22 protein-coding genes are annotated in these 22,041 nt (G+C 30.1%); 14 read left to right on the forward strand and 8 right to left on the reverse strand.

Annotated elements, in window-relative coordinates:
* Positions 1-3 precede the first annotated feature (3 nt).
* The 4 genes from glpD to MK083_01555 form a co-directional block, all read right to left on the reverse strand.
* Positions 4-1,497 (reverse strand): glycerol-3-phosphate dehydrogenase, encoded by a 1,494-nt coding sequence (gene glpD, locus MK083_01540; GenBank protein MCH2673137.1) that lies wholly within the window; start codon positions 1,495-1,497, stop codon positions 4-6.
* A 376-nt stretch (positions 1,498-1,873) separates the two neighbouring features.
* The gene (locus tag MK083_01545) at positions 1,874-2,605 is read right to left on the reverse strand and encodes an SMP-30/gluconolactonase/LRE family protein (protein MCH2673138.1); all 732 of its coding nucleotides are present in this window, start codon (positions 2,603-2,605) and stop codon (positions 1,874-1,876) included.
* Between the two features lie 88 nt (positions 2,606-2,693).
* Positions 2,694-4,058: a mechanosensitive ion channel family protein gene (locus MK083_01550; protein ID MCH2673139.1), complete on the reverse strand. Its 1,365-nt coding sequence runs from the start codon at positions 4,056-4,058 to the stop codon at positions 2,694-2,696.
* Between the two features lie 37 nt (positions 4,059-4,095).
* Positions 4,096-4,818: an rRNA pseudouridine synthase gene (locus MK083_01555; GenBank protein MCH2673140.1), complete on the reverse strand. Its 723-nt coding sequence runs from the start codon at positions 4,816-4,818 to the stop codon at positions 4,096-4,098.
* A gap of 19 nt (positions 4,819-4,837) precedes the next feature.
* On the opposite strand from MK083_01555, the gene MK083_01560 reads away from it, so the two are divergent.
* From MK083_01560 to ndk, 6 genes are read left to right on the forward strand one after another with little or no spacing between them, the layout of a single operon-like run.
* Positions 4,838-5,113: a hypothetical protein gene (locus MK083_01560; GenBank protein ID MCH2673141.1), complete on the forward strand. Its 276-nt coding sequence runs from the start codon at positions 4,838-4,840 to the stop codon at positions 5,111-5,113.
* A 51-nt stretch (positions 5,114-5,164) separates the two neighbouring features.
* Complete coding sequence (locus tag MK083_01565) at positions 5,165-5,797, forward strand: DUF502 domain-containing protein (protein MCH2673142.1); 633 nt, start codon at positions 5,165-5,167, stop codon at positions 5,795-5,797.
* On the forward strand, positions 5,784-6,743 hold the full coding sequence (thiL, locus tag MK083_01570; GenBank protein MCH2673143.1) for a thiamine-phosphate kinase: 960 nt from the start codon (positions 5,784-5,786) through the stop codon (positions 6,741-6,743). The genes MK083_01565 and thiL overlap by 14 nt, the downstream gene beginning before the upstream one ends.
* Entirely contained in the window at positions 6,733-7,233 is a 501-nt protein-coding gene (tsaE, locus tag MK083_01575) for a tRNA (adenosine(37)-N6)-threonylcarbamoyltransferase complex ATPase subunit type 1 TsaE (protein ID MCH2673144.1), read from the forward strand. Before thiL ends, tsaE begins: the two co-directional genes overlap by 11 nt.
* Positions 7,230-7,850: a tRNA (adenosine(37)-N6)-threonylcarbamoyltransferase complex dimerization subunit type 1 TsaB gene (gene tsaB / locus MK083_01580; GenBank protein MCH2673145.1), complete on the forward strand. Its 621-nt coding sequence runs from the start codon at positions 7,230-7,232 to the stop codon at positions 7,848-7,850. The genes tsaE and tsaB overlap by 4 nt, the downstream gene beginning before the upstream one ends.
* A 1-nt stretch (position 7,851) precedes the next feature.
* Positions 7,852-8,304 (forward strand): nucleoside-diphosphate kinase, encoded by a 453-nt coding sequence (gene ndk / locus MK083_01585; GenBank protein MCH2673146.1) that lies wholly within the window; start codon positions 7,852-7,854, stop codon positions 8,302-8,304.
* Here ndk and rsfS read toward each other — a convergent pair.
* Positions 8,299-8,628: a ribosome silencing factor gene (gene rsfS, locus MK083_01590; protein MCH2673147.1), complete on the reverse strand. Its 330-nt coding sequence runs from the start codon at positions 8,626-8,628 to the stop codon at positions 8,299-8,301. The two genes, ndk and rsfS, sit on opposite strands and share 6 nt — an antisense overlap.
* Before the next feature lie 96 nt (positions 8,629-8,724).
* Here rsfS and mnmA point away from each other — a divergent pair, with 96 nt between their 5' ends.
* The 6 genes from mnmA (at position 8,725) to MK083_01620 (ending at position 15,619) form a co-directional block, all read left to right on the forward strand.
* Complete coding sequence (gene mnmA, locus MK083_01595; GenBank protein MCH2673148.1) at positions 8,725-9,834, forward strand: tRNA 2-thiouridine(34) synthase MnmA; 1,110 nt, start codon at positions 8,725-8,727, stop codon at positions 9,832-9,834.
* The gene (locus tag MK083_01600) at positions 9,827-10,453 is read left to right on the forward strand and encodes a ribonuclease HII (GenBank protein MCH2673149.1); all 627 of its coding nucleotides are present in this window, start codon (positions 9,827-9,829) and stop codon (positions 10,451-10,453) included. The genes mnmA and MK083_01600 overlap by 8 nt, the downstream gene beginning before the upstream one ends.
* A complete protein-coding gene (gene thiE / locus MK083_01605; protein MCH2673150.1) occupies positions 10,454-11,074 on the forward strand; it encodes a thiamine phosphate synthase in 621 nt (206 codons plus the stop codon).
* A 54-nt stretch (positions 11,075-11,128) separates the two neighbouring features.
* Entirely contained in the window at positions 11,129-13,192 is a 2,064-nt protein-coding gene (locus MK083_01610; protein ID MCH2673151.1) for a sodium-translocating pyrophosphatase, read from the forward strand.
* A gap of 263 nt (positions 13,193-13,455) precedes the next feature.
* Positions 13,456-14,874, forward strand: coding sequence for an amidohydrolase family protein (locus tag MK083_01615; protein ID MCH2673152.1), 1,419 nt, complete (start codon positions 13,456-13,458; stop codon positions 14,872-14,874).
* 4 nt (positions 14,875-14,878) lie between these two features.
* The gene (locus MK083_01620; protein ID MCH2673153.1) at positions 14,879-15,619 is read left to right on the forward strand and encodes a creatininase family protein; all 741 of its coding nucleotides are present in this window, start codon (positions 14,879-14,881) and stop codon (positions 15,617-15,619) included.
* 33 nt (positions 15,620-15,652) lie between these two features.
* Here MK083_01620 and mutS read toward each other — a convergent pair whose 3' ends face one another.
* The 3 genes from mutS to MK083_01635 are packed head-to-tail and all read right to left on the reverse strand — an operon-like array spanning position 15,653 to position 20,220.
* Positions 15,653-18,202 (reverse strand): DNA mismatch repair protein MutS, encoded by a 2,550-nt coding sequence (mutS, locus tag MK083_01625; protein MCH2673154.1) that lies wholly within the window; start codon positions 18,200-18,202, stop codon positions 15,653-15,655.
* A gap of 6 nt (positions 18,203-18,208) precedes the next feature.
* Complete coding sequence (locus tag MK083_01630; GenBank protein ID MCH2673155.1) at positions 18,209-19,048, reverse strand: hypothetical protein; 840 nt, start codon at positions 19,046-19,048, stop codon at positions 18,209-18,211.
* A 2-nt stretch (positions 19,049-19,050) separates the two neighbouring features.
* A complete protein-coding gene (locus MK083_01635) occupies positions 19,051-20,220 on the reverse strand; it encodes a cysteine desulfurase (protein MCH2673156.1) in 1,170 nt (389 codons plus the stop codon).
* Positions 20,221-20,316: 96 nt separating this feature from the next.
* Here MK083_01635 and MK083_01640 point away from each other — a divergent pair, with 96 nt between their 5' ends.
* Together MK083_01640 and MK083_01645 are read left to right on the forward strand one after the other, a co-directional pair.
* Positions 20,317-21,276: an ABC transporter ATP-binding protein gene (locus MK083_01640; GenBank protein ID MCH2673157.1), complete on the forward strand. Its 960-nt coding sequence runs from the start codon at positions 20,317-20,319 to the stop codon at positions 21,274-21,276.
* A gap of 3 nt (positions 21,277-21,279) precedes the next feature.
* Positions 21,280-22,041, forward strand: a complete 762-nt coding sequence (locus tag MK083_01645) for an ABC transporter permease (GenBank protein MCH2673158.1) — start codon at positions 21,280-21,282, stop codon at positions 22,039-22,041.

Genomic DNA, 22,041 nt, shown 5'->3' on the forward strand with positions numbered 1-22,041 from the left:
TATCTAGATATTATCTTTCAACCAGTTTTCTAAATATTTTACTTGATCATGAGAAAATCTTAAGCCAAGTTTTGATCTTCTCCAGAGTATATCTTCAGTAGTTTCTGCAAACTCATTTTCTACCATCCATAAAATTTCTTTTTCAGTTAAATTCCAACCAAAATTAATACCTAAATCTTCAATTTTCAAGCTATTATTCAAGATATCAAAGCTATCTTTGCCATAAGCTCTTAACAATCTAATAGCCCATTTTTTATCTAAATATTTATATTTATCCATTATTTCTTTGACTAATTCATCAAACTCATTAGGATTAAAATTTCCACCTGGTAAATTAGAATTCTTTGTCCATTTTTTTTCTAAATTACTAAAGTATGGTTTTAATTCATTCATCACTTTTTCAGCTAAAATTCTATAAGTAGTAATTTTTCCACCAAATACATTTATCAAAGGTGCTTTTCTATTTTGAGAGTTAGTTTTTATAACATAATCTCTCGTTACATTTTGTGCTTTTGTTTTATTATCATTAAATAATGGTCTAACTCCTGAGTATGTATGAACTATATCATCAGTACTTACGGGGTTACTTAAATAGTTAGAAACAGACTCTACTAAATATTTTTTTTCCTCTAAGCTACACTTTACTTCACCAGGATCACCTTCATATTCAATATCAGTAGTTCCAATAAGAGTAAAATCAGATTCATAAGGAATAGCAAATATAATTCTTCCATCAGAATTTTGAAAAATATAATTATGATTTTTTTTGAAAAGCTTTTTTGTAATTATATGACTTCCCTTAATCAATCTCATTCCAATGTCATTTTTTTCATTGAGTTTTTCATCAATTACATTAGTCACCCAAGGGCCTGCACAATTAACAATAGACTTTGATATGATAGTTTTTTTAATACTAGTTTTATTATCTCTTAAGGTTATTTCCCATAAATCGTCTTTTCTTTTTGCATTCTCAAAGGAAGTATGAGTTTTTATAGTTGCACCCTTAAGTTTTGCATCTTTTGCATTTAATATAACCATTCTAGAATCTTCAACCCAGCAATCCGAATACTCAAATGCAACAGAAAAATTCTTTTTCAAGGGATTACCACTTTCATGATTTTTTAGGTTTATTTTTTTAGTAGCAGGTAGAAGTTTCCTACCTCCAATGTGATCATAAAGAAATAAACCTAGTCTCAAAAGCCAAGCAGGCCTCAAGCCATTATGATGAGGAAGTATGAATCTAAGTGGCCATATAATATGAGGCATAGAATTTAGTAAAATTTCGCGTTCTCTGAGAGATTCTCTAACTAAGTTGAAATGAAAAAATTCTAGGTACCTTAAGCCACCGTGTATTAACTTTGTAGATGATGAGGAAGTAGCTTGTGCGAGATCATCTTTTTCACAAAGTAAAACACTTAATCCTCTACCAGATGCATCTCTAGCAACTCCTGCACCATTTATTCCACCGCCTATAACGACTAGATCAAACTCTTGCATTGAATTAAATATCTAAAATTTACTATTTTAACCTTTTATCCTCTTTTTAATTCTTACAAAATTTTTCAAATAATAATGATAAATAAAACCCTTAATTTGAGGCTTACCTATTTTTTTTCTTAATCTATTTTCCAAATTTGTATATGGACAGGTAATTTCAGTTGAAAAAATCAGATAAATTGTCCAACTTAATAACGGGAATGTGATGTACCATTCTGCAAAAATTATATAAAAAGGAATAGAAAAAAAAGTAATAACCAAAAATATATGATGTGAAATTACTACAATATAAAATAAAAACTTATCTGAAAAAATAATTAGAACCTTTCATAATTTAAACTAACACTAGCCTATCAAAAAAAATCATAAATATATTCTATTTTGTAAACTTAAAAATTCTACTACCTAATCTATCAGTTACGTAAAATATACCATTTGTATAATGAATATTAGATGGTTTCCAACTTTCCATATGGTAAATTTCTATCATCTCTCCTTCAGAATTTAGTACACCAATAGCGCCTATTCCTGGTAAGGTTTGATAAATATTACCATCATCATCAACTGTTATACCATCTGGATTACCAGGCTCAGCAAATCTTCTAAACATTCTAGGTTCTGGCACATCTTCAGATTCATGATTTTCTAAAACTACTAGTCTATTAGCCCTAGTTTCTGATATAAAAACATTTTTAGAGCTTATTGTGATACCGCTTGGAAATGCTAAATCTGAAATAAATAATTCAACTTTGTTTTTGATTAGCTTATAAACAGGGCTTATACAAGGATTTGGGTATGGATTTCTAAGTGGATCCGTGAATATAACTTCATCATTTTCATTTATATCTAAATCTGATGGACCATTTAATTCAATATCATCGTAAGAGTCACATAACTGTGTAATACTTCCATTTCCTAGACTAACTCTCAATATAGCTTTTCTTGCTGCATCAGCTACTATAAGTGAGTTAGATTTTTTAGAAAAAGCTATTCCGAGGGGCCTTCCTTTAGTATTTGCATGTGAGTTTATATTAGATTTATTAATCTTAAATATATTTCCTGAGGAAGCCGAAGTAACATATACTTTACCTTTATCATCGACAGTTATTCCTTCAGGATGAGGAATTGAGGAAGTAATTTCTTCAAGATTATTAGGTAAATTTGGTTGTAGTTTATTAAAGATTATTTATTTCCTTTTATTCATCAATATCTTGATCATTCCATAGTGAGCCTCTTTTAGCTAAGGCTATTTGAGCTAAAATTTGTTCAACATCTTCTGGAGAATTATTTTCCGGAGATTTTTCTTCTTTATTAGAAGTTTTTCTCTTAGTTTGCTTTTCTTGAATAGTTAATCTAGGTTGATCATCTCCCCAATATAAAGTTTGGTGAGGGAATGGGATTTCAATACCTTCAATATCAAATCTAGCCTTAATTCTTCTGATAAGCTCAGACCTCAAGAGCCATTGTTTCATAGGCTTACAATCACCTAAAACCCTAATGGTAATACAAGAATCATCCAAAGACTGAATCCTCAAAACTTGTGGAGCCTTAATTATATTTAAACCAAAAACAGGATCAGCAGATAGCTCATTACCTATTTGATTTAAGATCATAATTACTCTTTCTAAGTTTTCTTTGTATGCCACTCCTACATCTAATACAACTCTTGAATAATTTTTTGTTCTATTTGAAGATACACTTATTTCGCCATTAGGAATTACATGGACAGTTCCCTCTAAATCTCTTAGTATAGTACGTCTGAGGTTTATATCCTCTACCAATCCTGATGTTCCAGCTATAGTAACTACATCTCCAGTCCGATATTGATTTTCGGCTATAACAAATATTCCACTAATTAGATCTCTAATTAAATGTTGAGCACCAAATCCAACTGCTATACCTACTACTCCAAATCCAGCAAGAACAGGACCAACTGGCACTGCTAATTTTGTAAGAATCATAAATACACCAGTTATAATAACTATAATTTGAGCTCCACCAGTGGAAACTTTAGATAGAGTATTTGCTCTTTTTTCTGATTCTTCATGTTCACCATATTCGGATCTACTCATTACAAAAGTATGAACCACTTTTGGAAGTATTCTTTCAATTATTCTTACAAATGCCCATACACCTAAAATTATTAGAATTATTACAATTCCATTAGAAAAAATCCATGGGAAAAAACCGGTAAATACCTCTTGAAAATATGATGAAATAGGAGATACATTAACACCGACTATTGATAGTAATCCTACAGTCATCAATAGTAAGAAGAAAAATAAAACGATAGTATCAAAACCCTTAGAATCCATTAAGGACATGAATATACCTATATCTCTTGTTTCATCTCTATTTTTAAGTCTAGTACTTAAAGTTGATATTCTAGGTCTTGCTAATCGATGAAAAAGGTACCATGAAATTAGCACAAATAATACTAGTATAAGAGCCCATATACCCTCTTTGAAAAACCAAGTATAGAAACTAGAGTAACCTAGATAATTGAGTATTGAATCAATAAAATTATTCATAATAAAAATTAAAGTACTTAAATTATCCAATAATTTATTATTTATTTCCTAGGAATATTAATACGAGCTAATTCAAAAAATCATTAATAGCTAAGTTTGATTTTTTATACTCAGATTGCTTTAGATTACCTAAATTAAAAGGACCATAGGAAACTCTTTTAAGAGAAATCACCTTCAAATCAAGAAATGAAAAAATTTTTCTTATCTCTCGATTTTTACCTTCAACTAATTCCATTTCATAAATAGTTTCTTTATTAGATTTTTTCTTTATTATTTTGATTGATTTATATTGGAAATTTCCAATCTTTATACCTTTTCTTATCTTTATTAGATTTTCATATCCGATTGGTTTATTAATACTTACTAAATATCTACGAATAATAGAATTTTTTGGATGCTCTAAATATCTAGATAATTCACCATCATTAGTGATGAGTAGTAATCCAGAGGTATTTTTATCTAATCTTCCCACTGAAAACATACCTCTTAAAAATTTAGGAAGTTCTGAAAAAATTGTTCGACGATTTTTTTCATCATCTTTTGAAACAATTAGACCAATGGGTTTATGATACAAATAAATTTCCGGAGGCATAATTTTAGGTAATAATTCACCATTTATTGTCACAATATCTTCCAAAGATATATTAATTGCTGGAGATTGAATTAATTCTCCATTTATTCTAACCTTTTTTTGATGAATTAAAGATTCTGCTTTTCTTCTAGAACAATAACCAGATCTTGCAATTATTTTTGCTACTCTGAATTCTGTTTTATTGTTACTATTAATCATACTTAAGAAATATTTAAAAATGGATCAAATTCTAGAAGCTATTTTTACTAACATCTCACTTCGTACTTGGACAATAAGTGCTACTATAATTTTTACTATTTTTTATTATTTTATTTTTATATTGATTATAAAGCTTTATTCTTCTGAAAAGGAAAAGAGAAATGGTATTCATATAATAATAAAAATAACTATCTTCGTAATTTCCTTAATTGGTGCTATCTTAACTCAAGGAGTATTAGCAGATCTTTATTTCTTCAAAGACTGGGAATGCGGGCTTACATCAACCTGTATATAATTTGACGTAAAATTCTTAAGATTTAGTGCAATAATATAAGTAGGAATCAAAATGAATAAATTAAGTGAAAGAATATATAACTATATTAAGAAACGATACATAATAGGTCTTCTATTATTATTCCCTTTAGCTGTTACATATTTTGTTGTTGCGTTTGCATTTAATAGTTTAGATGGAATTTTACAACCATTATTCAGATCTATATTTGGAAGAAATATTCCTGGTGCAAGTTTCATAACATTATTTATACTTGTTTTCCTTGTCGGAGCTTTATCATCAAATAGTATTGTAAAAAAAGTAATTCAGATATTTGAATCTGTGGTTCAGAAACTTCCATTAGTTAATGGTATTTATAGTACTTCAAAGCAGGTTTCTACAGCCTTTACTGGAGGAGATAAAGATCAAGGTGGATTCAATATGGTTTGTGCTATTGAATATCCAAAAGAAAAAGTATGGACTATTGGATTTTTAACAAACACAATAAATTTTGATGGAGAAGACCATGGTTTTGTTTATATGCCATCAACGCCAGTTCCAAACACAGGGTGGTTAGTTGCTGTGCCAAAAGAAAAAATTAAGATTCTAGATCTTTCAGCAGATGAAGCTATGAAAATAATTGTAGCTGGAGGATTGGGAGCATCAAATAAATTAAATTCAAAGAAAATTATTGATGATAAAGAGTGAAGAACAATTTATAGACTTTATTTCTAATAATTTTAACAAAATAAAGAATATTCCCGATTCCTGGATTGGTATTGGTGATGACGCTGCCAGCATAGATTTGAGCAATAAAAATGTAATTTTTTGTTCTGATGCTATGGTTGAAGATGTTCATTTTAGATCAAGTCACGGATACGAATCTGTTGGATGGAAATCTATAGTTTCAAATCAAAGTGACTTAGCAGGGATGGGGGCATTTGCATCAGCTTTTACTATTTCATTAGGTATAAATAGCGATTTTTCTGATAAAGATATAAGCCTTCTATATAAAGGTATGAATGATGCTTGTGAATCGTATGGAGGATATCTTGTAGGGGGCGATGTCGTTAATTCAGAAAAAATTTTTATATCAATCTCAGCTATTGGTGAATTATATAAAAAAAATTCTTTGATGCTAAGAAATAAAGCAAATGTTGGTGATCTAATTGCCGTGACAGGAGAGATTGGTGAAGCCGGTGCTGGGTTTTTTGCATTAGAAAAAGAGTTGAGTAACTATAAAAAACAAAAGGAAAGTTTTCTAAAACCAAAACCAAGAATCCATGAATCTAAAAATGCTATAAAAAATGGAATAATTTGTGGAATGGATTTATCAGATGGATTGCAAAAAGACTTATCGAGAATTAGTAATTCATCTAAAGTATCTATTGAAATTGATTTAGATTCTATCCCATTTGATAAAGAACTAAACAAATTATATAAAAAAGATCTATTTGAGAAATTAATTTCCTCTGGTGAAGATTATCAACTAATATTGATTGGTGATATGGAATCAATTAAAAAAATGAGTATAAAAAACGAAATTACCATTATTGGAAAGGTTGTTAATAATAATACTTCTGAATTAATATTTATGAGTAGTAAAAAAAATATAAAAATTAAATCTAAAGGTTTTGATCATTTTGGAAAATAATAATTACAAAATACCATCATTTGAAAATGAAAAGTTAGAAAAAACTATTATCTCTAATTCAATAGAAGATACAAAAGAATTAGGTTTATCTATTGGAAAAATAATTGATATTGGAGACTCTATACTTTTATCAGGGGATTTAGGTGCTGGTAAAACTGAATTGGTAAGATCCATTGTAGAAGGTTCAGGTAATGATAGCTTTGTGAGAAGTCCTACATTTGTATTAATTAACAACTATTCTGGAGAGAAAAATATCACTCACTGCGATTTCTATAGAATAGATCTAGAAGATCAGGTAGAAGAAATTGGCATAGAAGAGTATTACGAAAATAGCACTGTAATCATCGAATGGGCAGAAAAAATTATAAATAATACAAAAGAAGATTCAATTTTAATAAAAATTCATTTTACAGAAATAGATAACCAAAGAAAATTTATGTTATATTCTACTGGTTACTATTCTAAAAAATTTATAGAAAAAATAAAATGAACCATTTATTTATTGATACCTCCAACTCATATTGTTCAATCAATCTATGTATTAAGGATGATTTAGTTTTTACTAAATTTTGGGAAAGTAATAATAATCATTCTGAAGAACTTTATGCAAATTTTATAAAAGTTACTAAATACTTATCTCAAGTTGATTATGTAGGGGTATTAACAGGTCCAGGAGGATTTAATTCCATAAGAATAGGCATTTCATTTGCTATGTCTATAATTTTATCTAAGAACATTAAGATTTTAGGAATTCCTACTCATTTGGTTCAAGCAATTGAGCATATTGAATCTAAAAAAAATATAACTTCGGTAATAAACTGTGGAAAAAACTTAACAAGTTGGGCAAAATTTAAAAATGGTGAAATAGAACCTGAAATGATAGGAATAGAAAAAGTAAATTCTTTCGAAGGTAACCAATTTTGTGGAGAGACAAAAAGTATCACGGAAAACCCAAAAAATTATAAAAAAATTCTTAAGACTGCAGAGATGATAATAGAAAAAAATGGTTTTAATAAACCTGATGAGATTCTTCCTATTTATTCAAAAAAACCATCTATTAGTAAACCTAAAGAAGCATATAGAATTTTTGAAGAAAAAGGAGAATAAATTGGAAAGAACATTAATTCTGGTAAAACCAGATGGAGTACAAAGATCTTTATCGGGAGAAATAATATCAAGATTAGAAAGATCTGGATTAAAGATAACGGGTATGAAACTTTTGCATGTTAATGAAGATTTAGCTAAAAAACATTATGCTGAGCATGAAGATAAACCATTCTTTGGTGATTTAGTAGAATATATTTGCTCTGCTCCAATAATTGCCTTAGCATTTTCAGGACCTAATGCTGTTGAAAAATCAAGAAAATTAATTGGAAAAACTAATCCTCTTGAATCCGAACCAGGAACTATTAGAGGTGATTTTGGTTTAGAGATTTCTAGAAATTTAATTCATGGTTCTGCATCGATTGAAGATGCTAAAAGAGAAGTTTCAATTTTCTTTAATGATTCAGAAATAATTGATTACGAAAAGTCATCGGATAGCTGGATTTTAGAATTATAAAATATTTAATATCTCATAAGAATCTGACCAAAGACCTTCAAGATCATAGTTATTTCTTTGATCTTCAAGAAATAAATGTATAACCAAACCAGGATAATCAAGTAAAACCCAACCACCATTTGAAAGACCTTCTTTGTGATTGATTTTTATTTTAAGATCTTTTAAATGTTTAGTAATCGTGTTACCCGATGATTCGAGATGTTGACTGGTCAAACCTGTAGCAATAATAAAATAATTAAAATATTCAGATTGCTTAGAGACATCAAGAACAATTATATTTGAAAGAAGATTATCACTCATAACTTCAGCAGTTTGAACTACCACTTTAGAAAATTCTTTCGTGTTTATAATAAGATCCTTTGATATAATTTGCTTGTTGTAATAATTATATTTTAGTTTAAATTAAAAAAAAAAATATATATGAAAAATATAAAAAATAGAGTTTTAGTTGCTATGTCTGGTGGAGTCGATTCTTCAGTTGCAGCAGTTTTGCTTCACGAACAAGGATACGAAGTCATTGGAATAACTATGAGATTATTTGATAATCCATTCAAAAACTCTAATGTCTTAAATAAATCCTGCTGCTCACTTGATGACGTAAATGATGCTAGAAAAACATGTAGTGTTATTGGAGCTAGACACTATTACATTAATATGGTGGATCAGTTTAAAGATAAGGTAATGAATAAATTTATAGGAGAATATCAAAAAGGCAGAACTCCTCATCCCTGTTTATCATGTAATCATAGTTTAAAATTTGACTCCTTATTTAGAAAAGCTGATGAACTTGGGTGTAAGTTTATAGCAACAGGTCATCATGCAAAAATTAAACTAATAAATAATGAATATAAAGTAGAAAAAGCTAAAGATCACGGCAAAGATCAATCATATGTACTTTTTACCTTGAATCAAGAAAAACTAAAAAGACTTCAATTCCCAGTTGGTCATTACTCTAAAGAAGAAATTAGAAATATTGCAAAAAAATATGAACTTTCTCATGCTGATAAGCCTGATTCACAAGATATTTGCTTTATTCCTAAAGGAAATTATAGAGATTTTTTAAAAGGTAAAGTAAAACCTATCAAAGGTTCCCTAATTGATGAAAGTGGTAATAAACTCAAGGAGCATGAAGGAATACATAATTTCACAATCGGGCAAAGAAAAGGTATCGAGATAGGCGGGCTCAATAAAAAAGTATATGTAAAGGAAATAAATAATAAATCAGGTGATGTTACTATTTCTGAAAATGAAAGTTTATTTGAAAAGAGTTTGATAGCAGACCAAGTAAACTGGGCAAATGGATTCACTCCTGAGAACAACTTAAAAGTCAAAGCCAAAATAAGATATAACGCTATTGAAAAAGAGGCTATATTAAATCTTATTGATGAAGATCAAATTTCTATAACCTTTTACGACCCCGTAAGAGCTATTACTCCTGGACAACCAGTCGTTTTATATAAAGAAGACTCAGTTTTAGGTGGAGGAATAATCAAAGAGACAGTCTCAATCAAAGAAAAATCAAATGTCTAATTTAGATTTTGAAGCGGATCTTTGGAATAAAAATTATAATTACATTTGCGGTATTGATGAGGTAGGTAGAGGTTGCTTGGCAGGTCCTGTTTATTCTGGAGCTGTAATTTTGGATAAAAATAAAAGTTTTGAGGATCCTTTTTTCGAAAAAATCAATGACTCTAAAAAAGTTTCTACAAAAGTTAGAGAAAATCTTGTTGATTATATAAAAGAAATTTCTATATCCACTGCTATAGGTCTTTGCACTGCTGAAGAAATAGATGAGATAGGTATTCAAAATTCGGTTAAATTATCAATGAAGAGAGCTTTAAATAATCTAAGTATAAAACCAGATTATTTATTAATTGATAGTTTATCTATAGATTCTAAGATTCCACAAAAAAATATTATTAAAGGTGACCAAGCCTCTAAATCAATATCTTCAGCGTCAATAATAGCAAAGGTGAGTAGAGACAATTATATGATTGATGAACTTTCAAATGTATATCCTAATTATTCATTTGAAAAAAATAAAGGTTATGGCACAAAAGTTCATATGGAGGCTATAAAGAATTATGGAATCACAAATGTACATAGAAAATCTTTTGAACCAATAAAAAGTATGATCTCGGAGAATTAAATGAAAAGTATTGAAGGTATATATGTAATTATTGATCCTGAATTCATCAATAATGAAGATCCAATAGAGATGACTAAAAAAGTCTTAGCAGGAGGAGCAAAGGTAATTCAGCTAAGAAATAAAATCGCATCAACTCTAGAAACAATTAAATGGGGTATAGAAATATCAAATTTATGTAATGAATACGAGGCTATTTCAATCATTAATGACAGAGTAGATATAGCATGCATATCTAATTCAGATGGAGTCCATTTAGGCCAAAAAGATATACATCCTGACCTAGTAAAACAAATTACTCATAAAAACCTTCAAATTGGTACTTCGAATGCAATAATTTCTGAAGTAGAAGAATCTGAAAAAAATAGTTCTACTTATATAGCTATTGGAAGTATTTTTCCAACAACAACTAAGTCCGATACAAGACCTGCTAGTCTACAATTATTGGTTGATGCAAAAAAAGTGTGTAAGAAACCTATTGTAGCTATTGGAGGAATAAATCAACAAAATATAGAGAGTACTATTGAGACTGGCGTGGACTCTGTTTGCATTGCAACTGCAATAACTTTATCTAAAGATCCTGAAAAAACGACTAAATCATTATCTAAATACTTTGATATTTAATAGGGAAATTATATATTAGAACAGTATTAAATTTTTCACTCGGAGGGAAAAAATATGTCTGAAATTTTATATGGTGTTATTGCAGCAGTAGTTTCTTTGCTCACAGCAGGAATTTTATTTTTGAGAGTTCAAAGAATTAATGTTGTTAATGAGGATGTTAAGAATATAGGAGATCTTATCAAGGAAGGTGCAATGGCTTTCTTGAAAAGAGAATATACTGTTCTATCTATGTTTGTTATAGCAGTATTTGTAATATTAGTTGTGTTTATAGATTTAGATATATTTGGAATAATTGGTACAAGCCAAGGTAATATAAATATGTCGATTTCTTACCTAATTGGTGCTGCTGGGTCTGCTTTGGCAGGATACTTTGGAATGGCTGCTGCTGTAAGAGGAAACTCTAGAACTACGGAAGCTTCCCAAAAAAGCCTAAATAATGGATTAAGAGTTGCCTTTAGTACAGGTGCAGTTCCTGGATTTGCAGTTGTTGGTATAGGTCTTCTTGGAGTATCAGTTTTATATTTAGTTTTTGAAAGTGCTACAGTAATAGCTGGTTTTGGTTTTGGAGCTAGCTCTGTTGGCTTATTTGCCAGAGTGGCTGGGGGTGTATATACAAAAGCTGCTGATGTTGGAGCTGATCTTGTTGGAAAAGTAGAAGCCGGCCTTCCTGAGGATGATCCTAGAAATCCAGCTACAATCGCTGATAATGTAGGTGATATGGTTGGAGATACTGCTGGTATGAGTGCTGATCTTTTTGAATCCTATGCAGGATCTCTTATTGCTACAATCGCTCTTGCGGTCGCTGCTACAAAAAGCATAAGTAGTGATTTGGTGATCCTTCCAATTATAGTTTCAAGTATTGGAGTAATTGCATCAATAATAGGAACATTCCTGGTTAGAACAAAAGAAGGTGCTTCAATGAATAATCTTCTATGGAGTTTCAGAATTGGAATTTTTGGAGCAACTATATTAGGTTTAATTGGTGCTGGAGTTTATATAAGCGCTAAAGGAATGGATTTTAATCTTCTATGGGTGATATTGTTCGGTAATCTACTTGGAATAATTGTAGGGACAGCAACAGAATATTTTACTTCATATGAATATAAGCCTGTTAAATGGATGGCATCACAATCAGAAACAGGTGCCGCCTCTGTAATCATTGCTGGTATTGCTGTTGGATTATATTCAACCGTTATACCTGCCATAACAATTGCTGCAGGAATATTAATTTCTTTCACTCTTGCAGGTGGTACAGTAGACGATCCTATAATGGGACTTTATGGTATTGCATTAGCTTCAGTAGGAATGCTTAGCACACTTGCTATAACATTGAGTACTGATAGTTTTGGACCTGTGAGTGATAATGCTGGTGGTATTGCAGAACAAGCTGGTTTAGACCCTCAAGTAAGGGAAAGAACCGATGCTTTAGATAGTTTAGGTAACACTACTGCTGCTACTGGAAAAGGTATATCAGTTACTAGTGCTGTCCTAACTTCACTTGCTCTTCTAGCTACATATGCAACAGTTGCTGGTATTGATTCATTGAATTTACTAAATCCAAAAATTTTAGTTGGAGCTATTATAGGTGGTTTATTGCCATTTATTTTTGCTGGATTAACTATGGCTGCAGTAGGTAGAGCTGCTGGAGCAATGATAGAAGAAGTTAGACGTCAATTTAGAGAAATCAAAGGACTTAAAGAAGGTAAAAAAGGTGTAAAACCTGATGTAGCAAAGGCTGTTGAAATTTCAACCAATGGTGCATTAAAAGAAATGATAGTTCCGGGAACATTAGCAATACTTGCTCCAATCGCTGTAGGAATTATTCCATTCCTTGGGCCTGAAGCTTTAGGAAGTATGCTTGCAGGATCTATTATTTCTGGATTTTTACTTGCTATTTTTCTAAATAACTTTGGTGGTGCTGCTGACAACGCAAAAAAATATATCGAGTTAGGTAACCATGGTGGTAAAGGATCTGATGCTCATGAAGCAGGTGTCATAGGAGACACTGTCGGAGATCCAACTAAAGATACTAGTGGGCCAGCTCTTAACATTTTGTTAAAGCTAATGGCGATGGTATCAATAGTTTTTGGTCCTCTATTTTTAGGGATAGGTGGATAGATTATTTTCATAGAATATTGGATAAATCTCTTCAGATAATATAGTATTTTCTGAAGAGATTAAATCTATATATCTTTGGAGAGAATAATATACTAGACATCTTAATAAAAAACGGAAGTGTATTTTCAGGAAATAACAATGAACCTGAATCTAATAATATTGGAATAAAAAATTCAAAAATAGATTTTATTGGAAAAGAGTCCCCAGAATCTAAAAAAGTTATTGATGCAAAAGATTACATTGTTACACCTGGTTTCATAGATATTCACACACATAGTGATATCTCATTTTTAGTTGATCCTGAGGCCGATAGTAAGCTGACTCAAGGAGTAACTTTTGAATTTCTTGGAAACTGTGGAATGAGTTTTTGTGCTCCATTGAATAGTGCTTCAAAGCAAACATTGTCAGATAGATTATCTAAATATGATTCTGACGTTAAGATTGATTGGAATGATTTTACTGATTGGTTAAACAAAATAGAAAGAAATATTCCATCAATTAATCTCGCAGCTCAATTAGGCCATGGAGTTCTTAGATCTTATGTAATGGGAATGAAAGCTGTCTCCGCAACACCAGAAGATATAGAAGCTATGAGGAATATTGTTCGCTCTTCGATAGATCAAGGAGTTTTAGGATTTTCAACAGGTCTATGGTATGCTCCGGGATCATATTCTCATACAGAAGAAATTGTCGAAATAACTAAAGTAGTTGCAGAGCACGATTTGTTATATTCAAGCCATATTAGGTCTGAGAGCGATGATGCTTCTGGGCTTTTCCCTGCTCATGCAGAAGCTATAGAAATTGGAAGAAGAACAGGAGCTAAAATTCAAATTAGTCATGTTAAGAGTGTTGGCCCTCAGTTTTGGGGTAGAGGCAACGAACTTTTAGAAGGAATGTATAAAGCAAGAGAAGAAGGGATAGATGTAGCAGGAGACCAATATCCTTATGAATGGTCTAGTACTCCTACTAGTGGATGTATGTTTCCTAGATGGAGCCTTGAGGGAGGAAGAGAAAAGACTCTTGAGAGGTTAAAGGATAAAAATATTAGAGAGGCTATAAAATCTGAAACTATAAATTATATAAATAGATTTCACGGTTCAGCAGGTTGTATTTTAGCTGAATTTTCAAATGATAAAAAACTTGAAGGACTTAATTTATCTGAAATTTCTGAAGAATTTTCATGTTCACCTGAAGAAGCTGCTATGAGACTTTATGAAATTTCTGAAGGTTCATTCGTACTTCATTCTATGGAAGAACAAGACGTAGATACGATAGGAATGTCTGACATAATTGCAGTTGCTTCAGACGGTAATTCACTTAGAAACATAGGACCTCTTAGTAATGGAAAGCCACATCCAAGAAGTTATGGAACAAACACAAGATTTATAGAAGATATGGTAGTAAATAAAAAGAAAGTTTCAATTTCAAATGCTATTTATCGAATGACTAGCCTTCCAGCAAGCAGAATAGGATTAAAAAATAGAGGTGAAATAAAAAAAGGATATTTTGCAGATATTAATATTTTCAAACCCGAAGAGTTAAAAGAAAAGGCTACTTATGTAGATCCACATCAATATTCTACTGGTATGAAATGGGTTTTAGTAAACGGAAAAATTGCACTAAAAGATGGGAAAAAAATTGAAGGCAGATTTGGAAAAGTTGTCAGATCAAAAGAGGGATAATATTATGAAAAACTTAGAATTTTTTAACAGAAACCAAGCAAGAGATTTTATTAATAAAAATAAACCAATGGCTATTATTCCCACAGGCTCTGTAGAGCAACACTTAAATCATTTATTTATAGGTATGGATATAAATTCAGCGACAGGAATAGCACAAGATCTTGCTGAAAAATTCTCTGATGATGTTATATTTTATAGACCTCTAAATGCTGGAATAGCAGAGCATCATATGGCATTTCCTGGAACTATGACTCTAAGAGTTAACACATTTATAGGAGTTCTTACAGATATAGTTGAAAGCTTGATAAGAGGTGGTGTAAAAAAGATTCTTTTTATAAATGGTCATGGAGGGAATGTAGAACCAATGGCAACTGCGATGAGAAATATATCTTTACAAATGAAAGGAATTCATGAAGGAATTGATACTACAGAAGTAAGAACTCATTATGATTATGAAGAACTTCTTAATAAAGATTCAGAAATTGATATTAGATATACAAGTTATTGGGAAACTCATGATGAAGATTTCATAAAAAATATAATTGATGACGACGTATGGCCTGGTCATGCTGGTGAATATGAAACCTCAGTTGCATTGTATATGTTTCCAGATTTAGTTGATAAAGATGCAATTAAAAATGATCCCTTAGGAACATCTACAAATGCTTCAAAAGAAAAGGGCGAACAAATTTATATTGACATAATCAATCAATATTCCAAAATAATTAAAGAAATGTTGCAATAAAAATCTATAAAATGTAGATCGTTATTCATATAACTATAAATTTTTTTGAATATCTGAAATTATTTTCATAAGTTCGAAAGGGGTAATATTTATCAGATCAAGATCTTTTATTTGTTTAGACACATCTGATATATTTTCCTCAAAAAGTAGAGGCTGAAAGGAATTATTACTATATTTTGGATTTTCAAATTCTCCTAGTAAAATTTTAGCTTTTAATAAAACTTCCATAGGGATACCTGCAATTTCTGCAACATTTATTCCATAAGATTTTTCTGCAGAACCTTCAATTATTCTGTGTAAGAAATTTATAGAATTATTTTCTTCGTGTACAGCTACTTGAAGATTAATAATATTTGGATAAGTTTCAGGCAGTTTTGTTAATTCATGGAAATGAGTAGCAAATAAAGTTCTAAATTTCTTCTCTTCTTTGGTGTTTATATATTCTAAAATTGACCAAGCTATAGATAAACCATCATATGTACTAGTGCCTCTTCCTATCTCATCTAGAACAGCAAAAGATTTATTAGTAGATTGAGCAAGTATTCTAGATGTTTCCTCCATCTCTATAAGAAAAGTAGATTTACCTGTATGAATATCATCTGTAAGACCTGTCCTTGTAAAAATCCTGTCAACTATACCAATTTCACATTTACTAGCTGGCACAAAAGATCCTACCTGACTAAGAATAACTATAATTGCCATAGTTCTTAGGTAAGTAGACTTACCGGACATATTTGGACCAGTTATAATCGCTGTATTTGTTTTATTTGAAAAATTTAAGTCGTTTGGAACAAACTTACCAAAACCTAAAGTTTTATCTATAACTGGATGTAATGCATCTCTAATATCAAATTTATTATCATCAGATAAAACTGGTTTTATCCATTTGTTATTATTTGCAATTTTAAACATAGAGTAAATAGTATCTATATTTGATATATCTTTGCTCATATTTAATATTTCATCTTTGTAGATAGTAATTTCTTCACAAATTTGATTAAAAATCATCGTTTCTAAAGAGTCTATTTTTTCACCAGCTGTTAATATCTTTTCTTCAAGAATTTTCAATTCATTAGTGTAGTATCTTTCAGAATTTGCTAGAGTTTGTCTTCTTATGAAGTAATCTGGTACTAAATCTAAGTGTGATTTAGTTACCTCAAAATAGTATCCAAAAACACGATTAAAACTTATTTTTAAGTTATTAATTCCTGTTTTATTTTTTTCATTATTTTCAAGTTCTAATATAGATGTATTTGATTCAAACTTTAGTTTCTTAATCTCATCTAAATCTTTATTAAAGCCTTCTCTTATTGGCAGCTGTGTTTGAATTTCAGACAATTTATCAGTATCCAATGCAAAGTTAAGATATTTTGATAATTTTTTAATTAAGACTTGATTTGAGTCAAATATAAACTTTTTTGAAGTGAATAATTTTTTCACCAAAGGTAATTGATTTAATGATTCATAGATTGAAATTATATCTCTATAGTTAGCTGATTTATTCTCAACGCGATTTATTATTCTCTCAATATCACTAATTTTTCTTAAAATATCATCAAGTTCTAAAAGATTATCTTTATTTTCATCTATCCATTCAATTTGAGAATGTCGTTTTTCTAATTTACTAATGTTCTGTGATGGACTTATCAGCCAATTTCTAAGTAATCTACTTCCCATTGCAGTATTTGTCTGATCCATGAAATAAAATAAAGTATTTTGGTCATTACCAGAAAAGGATTTTACTATTTCCAAATCTCTTAAAGTTACATAATCAAGGATTAAGTCATTAGATCTATCAATGCTGTTAATTGTTTGGTGATTTTTTGAAAAGTTTTTTTGATTAGAATCAATAAAATCTAAAATTATACCTAGGGACATAAGCAATGATTTTCTATTTGATAACCCTATTTGGGTTATATCCTCTATTTCAAAATGGGAGTTTATAATTCTTTTAGCAAGACCTAAATTTTTAATTTCTCCATCATATTCTCTAAGAAGATACTCATCAAAAAATTCATTTATGATTTCATTATTTTCTTTAACATAAAGTATTTCTTTGGGATTTAATCTTTCTATTTCGTTTTGAAGGTTTTGATTGTCAGTAGCGTATGTTTCAAATCGTCCTGTAGAAATATCTAAAGCACAAATATCTATTTGATTTTTATCTTCATAGATACTGACTAAAAAATTATTATCATTAGAATCCAAAAGATTTTCATCTGTTACGGTTCCTGGGGTTATTACTCTGGTAACTGCTCTATCTACAATTCCCTTCGATTCTTTGGGGTCAGAAGTTTGTTCTGCTATAGCAATCTTTAATCCTGAATCTACTAATTTTTTTAAATTATTATCAAGAGAATGATATGGGATACCTGCAAGTGGAACCTTTTTTTTATCTCCAACATCTCTAGCAGTTAGCGCTATATTCAAGATTGAAGACAGTTTTTTTGCATCTTCATCAAATGTTTCGTAAAAATCACCCATTCTGAAAAGCAAAAGACAATCATCATATTTATTTTTTATATCTAGATATTGTCTCCTGCCTGGGGACATTTTAATTGAGCTATTCTTTTTTGTAGTCATAAAATATTAATAATCTATGGTAACACTATCACTAGACACCCATCTGAGTCTATTTATGGTTACATCTCTAGGTAGATCTACAATAAGATATCCAACAACCTGAGTGCCTTGAACTAATGTTATATCACCCCACAGAGGAACAAAATCTTTAACTTCATGATCTTTTATAATATTTGATACTTCTTTTGCTCGAATAATCGTATTTGAGGGATAATAAGTTTTACCATTAGAAGATAATAATTCCGCACACTTTTCATCTATATTTAGAGTGATTGTATTAGCTGTTTCATTAATAACTTCTAGCTTAACTAACCCAATGTGTCTTTCATTATCTATTGAATCAATTTCCCAATTTAGAAGCTTATTGGTAACTGCATCAGGACCATCATAATGAACTTTATTTTGATAGATAGGCTTTTCACTTTTTATCCAAAGTACTTTTCCTGATTTATAAAGTGGATCTACGTTATCAGAATTTAAGAATACCCAAGGAATTACAATTATTGCCAAAAGAACAGAAAATAAAGTCGTAAACATCAAAACTATTGGCCTTTTGGACTTTGGAAACTTAGTTATTCTTCTTGTTAGGATATTATTTTCAGAATCTATCTCAACATATTCTTCGCCTAATTCATCAAAACCATTTATAGAATAATCAAAATAAAATCTTGATACTTCATTACTTTTTTCAATTCTATTTACAGAATATTTCTTGTTCTTATCCTTAAAATCAGGTCCATATTCATAATCATTTTCAATTAAGTGATTATAAGAAATATCAATCTGTTCTTTGTAATCATTAAATTCTTTATAATCTAGTGTGAATTTATCTTTTTGTTTACTCATAGTTATGAAGTTAAATCTTTATATATTTCTAAGAGGCTATTAGCTATATACTCAACTTCTTCAAATGTGTTATCTCTTCCAAAAGAAATCCTAACTGAACCCATAGCTAAATTTTCTTCAACATTTTTGGCTAGCAAAACATGAGAAGGTTCTACTGAAGCAGTTGAACATGCTGAACCACTAGATGCCATTATACCCTTAAAATCTAATGAAATTAATATTGGTTCTCCCTGAATATTAGGAATTGAAAAGTTCAAAATATTAGGTAATCCTGAGCTTGAACTGTGTATTACAAGGTCAGGTAGAATTTCACTTAATTTCTTTATCAACGTATTTCTTAATTTATCAGTATGAGAATAAAAATTTTCTCGATTATTTTCGGCTATTTCAATAGCTTTTCCTAGTCCAACAATACTTGGAACATTTTCAGTACCTGATCTATTTTGCCGCTCTTGGCCTCCACCATCTAGAAGAGGTTCCAAGAAAAGATCTTCTTTTACATAAAGAGCTCCTACGCCTTTAGGTCCATTAAATTTGTGTCCAGATATTGATAAAAGATCTAAATCAAGATCAACTACATCAATTTTTATCTTTCCTATTGCTTGAACTGCATCAGTATGAAAAATTATTTTTTTACCAAATTCATTTTCTTTCTTTCTTACAATTTCTACTAATTCTTTTATATTTTGAACTGATCCTATTTCGTTATTAGCAAAAATTATTGACACTAATTTTGTTTTTTTAGAAATTAAGTTTTCAAATTCTTTAACTTTTATTTGACCATTATCATCAACATTACAATAAATGGTTTTATATCCAATATTAGCTAATTGTTCAGAGGGATGAATAATAGCATGATGCTCTATTGAAGAAATAATAATTTCATCTTGATCATTCTCTATTCGAGGCTTACAAAATCCCTTTAAGGCCAAATTATTTGATTCTGTTCCTCCGCTTGTAAAAATAATCTCAGAGGCCTTAGAATTAATAACAGATGCTACTTTGTCTCTAGCAAATTCTATAGCTGCTTTAGATTCTTGACTTAACATATATAAGCCAGAAGGATTCCCATAATTTTTTGTAAAAAATGGTAGCATTTCATTCAGTACTTCTTCTGAAACTGGAGTAGTAGCTGCATTATCAACGTATATTTCATTTAAATCTAAACTCATAAAATTAATTATAAATTACATTATAAAAATAAGGTGTAAATTTACAATTTTCGGTAAACTAGTAAGAATAAAAATTAGCATTAAGAGAAAAGATTATTGATAAGAGTTGAACATTTCTATAAAAATTATGGCCCCTACCCTGCTGTAATAGATGTATCTTTTGAAGTTCTAAAGGGTGAGATTGTCGGATTTCTTGGTCCTAATGGTGCAGGTAAGACAACTACAATGAGAACTATTACTGGATATCTTCCTCCAACTTCTGGAAATATAACAGTAAGCGGATATGACTCTCTTAAGTATTCACTTGAAGCAAGGAGACACATAGGTTATTTACCTGAAACAGTTCCTTTATATTTAGACATGACTGTAAGTGATTACTTAAGTTTCATGGGTAAAATCAGAGGAATGAATCAAAAATGGATAGATGAAAGAATAAATAAAGTCATAGATCATGTGAAATTGGGTGATTACAGAAATACACATATAGGGAAATTATCAAAAGGTTACAGGCAAAGAACAGGCATAGCTCAAGCTATTTTGCACGAACCTGACGTTTTAATCATGGATGAACCAACAATAGGAATTGATCCAATTCAAGTTGTAGAAACTAGAGAATTAATTAGTGAATTAGGAGAATCACATACACTATTAATTTCTTCTCATATACTTCCGGAAGTTTCGGCAATTTGTCCAAGAGTGTTAGTTATTTCTGACGGAAGAATAGTAGCTGATGATAAACCAAATAATCTCTCTCAAAGATTATCAGGAACAGAAAGAATTGAATTAGGTGTTTCAGGTACTAAGCCTTCAGAAGTAATTTCTAAAATTAGAGATATAGATTCCGTAATTGATGTAAGATCAGACTCTAGAGCAGAGCAATTAGATCAAGCAAAAAAAGAAAATTATTACCCAATAATAGTTGATGCTAAAACTAATGAAAATTCCTCTGAAAAAATTGCTAAAGTTATTGTTGACAGTGGTTGGGGATTAAGAAATTTAACACCTTTACCCATGACATTGGAAGAAATATTCTTACAGCTTACACAAGAAAATTAATATATGAAAAATATCTTTATAATTTTATCTAAAGAAATAAAAACTTATTTTGCTTCTCCTATGGCATATATAGTTGCTGCTGCATATTTAGCAATTACTGGTTTTTTCTTTGTAGCTTCTGTTTCTGATGCTTTCTCAGAAGCAACTATTAGAGGTTATCTAGCTGGTGCCACATTTTTTATGATATTTATGTCCCCAGCAATAACAATGAGGCTTATAGCTGAAGAACAAAAACTTGGAACATTAGAGCTTCTCTTAACATCTCCTGTTAAGGAAGCTGAGGTTGTAATTGGAAAATTTCTTGCTTCTTTGGTAACTGTGTGTGTAATGATATTTTTATCGATGTATTTTGTAATTCTGCTTTACATATTTGGTGATCCTGACTCAGGACCATTATTTAATGGAATATTTGGACTAATCTTATATTCATCATCAACTCTTGCTATAGGTCTTTTCGCATCTTCTCTATCTCCAAATCAAATAGTTGGTCTTATAGTTGGATCGGGAATATTAACAAGCTTGACAATAATTGATTTTATTTCAACAAGAGTTTCTGGAATTGGTAGCGATATACTAAGTTTTTTACAATTAGGTGCTTCTTTTTCAGTATTCGATTTAGGATCATTAGGTGTTTCTGAAAGTGGTCATTTTGCTGATTTTTCAAGAGGTATATTTTCTTTAATCGATGTTATTTTTTATCTTTCAGTTACAATTGTTTTTCTACTCCTAACGATAATAATCTTAGAATCAAGAAGGTGGAGATAA

This window comes from Dehalococcoidia bacterium (assembly GCA_022451965.1).
Taxonomy (GTDB): Bacteria; Chloroflexota; Dehalococcoidia; order Lucifugimonadales; family Lucifugimonadaceae; genus TMED-70.

Coding starts and splice junctions, on each gene's coding strand:
- glpD (MCH2673137.1), bottom strand. CDS start 1,497: ATGCAAGAGTTTGATCTAGTCGTTATAGGCGGTGGAATAAATGGTGCA.
- MK083_01555 (MCH2673140.1), bottom strand. CDS start 4,818: ATGATTAATAGTAACAATAAAACAGAATTCAGAGTAGCAAAAATAATT.
- MK083_01560 (MCH2673141.1), top strand. CDS start 4,838: ATGGATCAAATTCTAGAAGCTATTTTTACTAACATCTCACTTCGTACT.
- MK083_01565 (MCH2673142.1), top strand. CDS start 5,165: ATGAATAAATTAAGTGAAAGAATATATAACTATATTAAGAAACGATAC.
- thiL (MCH2673143.1), top strand. CDS start 5,784: ATGATAAAGAGTGAAGAACAATTTATAGACTTTATTTCTAATAATTTT.
- tsaB (MCH2673145.1), top strand. CDS start 7,230: ATGAACCATTTATTTATTGATACCTCCAACTCATATTGTTCAATCAAT.
- mnmA (MCH2673148.1), top strand. CDS start 8,725: ATGAAAAATATAAAAAATAGAGTTTTAGTTGCTATGTCTGGTGGAGTC.
- MK083_01600 (MCH2673149.1), top strand. CDS start 9,827: ATGTCTAATTTAGATTTTGAAGCGGATCTTTGGAATAAAAATTATAAT.
- thiE (MCH2673150.1), top strand. CDS start 10,454: ATGAAAAGTATTGAAGGTATATATGTAATTATTGATCCTGAATTCATC.
- MK083_01610 (MCH2673151.1), top strand. CDS start 11,129: ATGTCTGAAATTTTATATGGTGTTATTGCAGCAGTAGTTTCTTTGCTC.
- MK083_01620 (MCH2673153.1), top strand. CDS start 14,879: ATGAAAAACTTAGAATTTTTTAACAGAAACCAAGCAAGAGATTTTATT.
- mutS (MCH2673154.1), bottom strand. CDS start 18,202: ATGACTACAAAAAAGAATAGCTCAATTAAAATGTCCCCAGGCAGGAGA.
- MK083_01630 (MCH2673155.1), bottom strand. CDS start 19,048: ATGAGTAAACAAAAAGATAAATTCACACTAGATTATAAAGAATTTAAT.
- MK083_01635 (MCH2673156.1), bottom strand. CDS start 20,220: ATGAGTTTAGATTTAAATGAAATATACGTTGATAATGCAGCTACTACT.
- MK083_01645 (MCH2673158.1), top strand. CDS start 21,280: ATGAAAAATATCTTTATAATTTTATCTAAAGAAATAAAAACTTATTTT.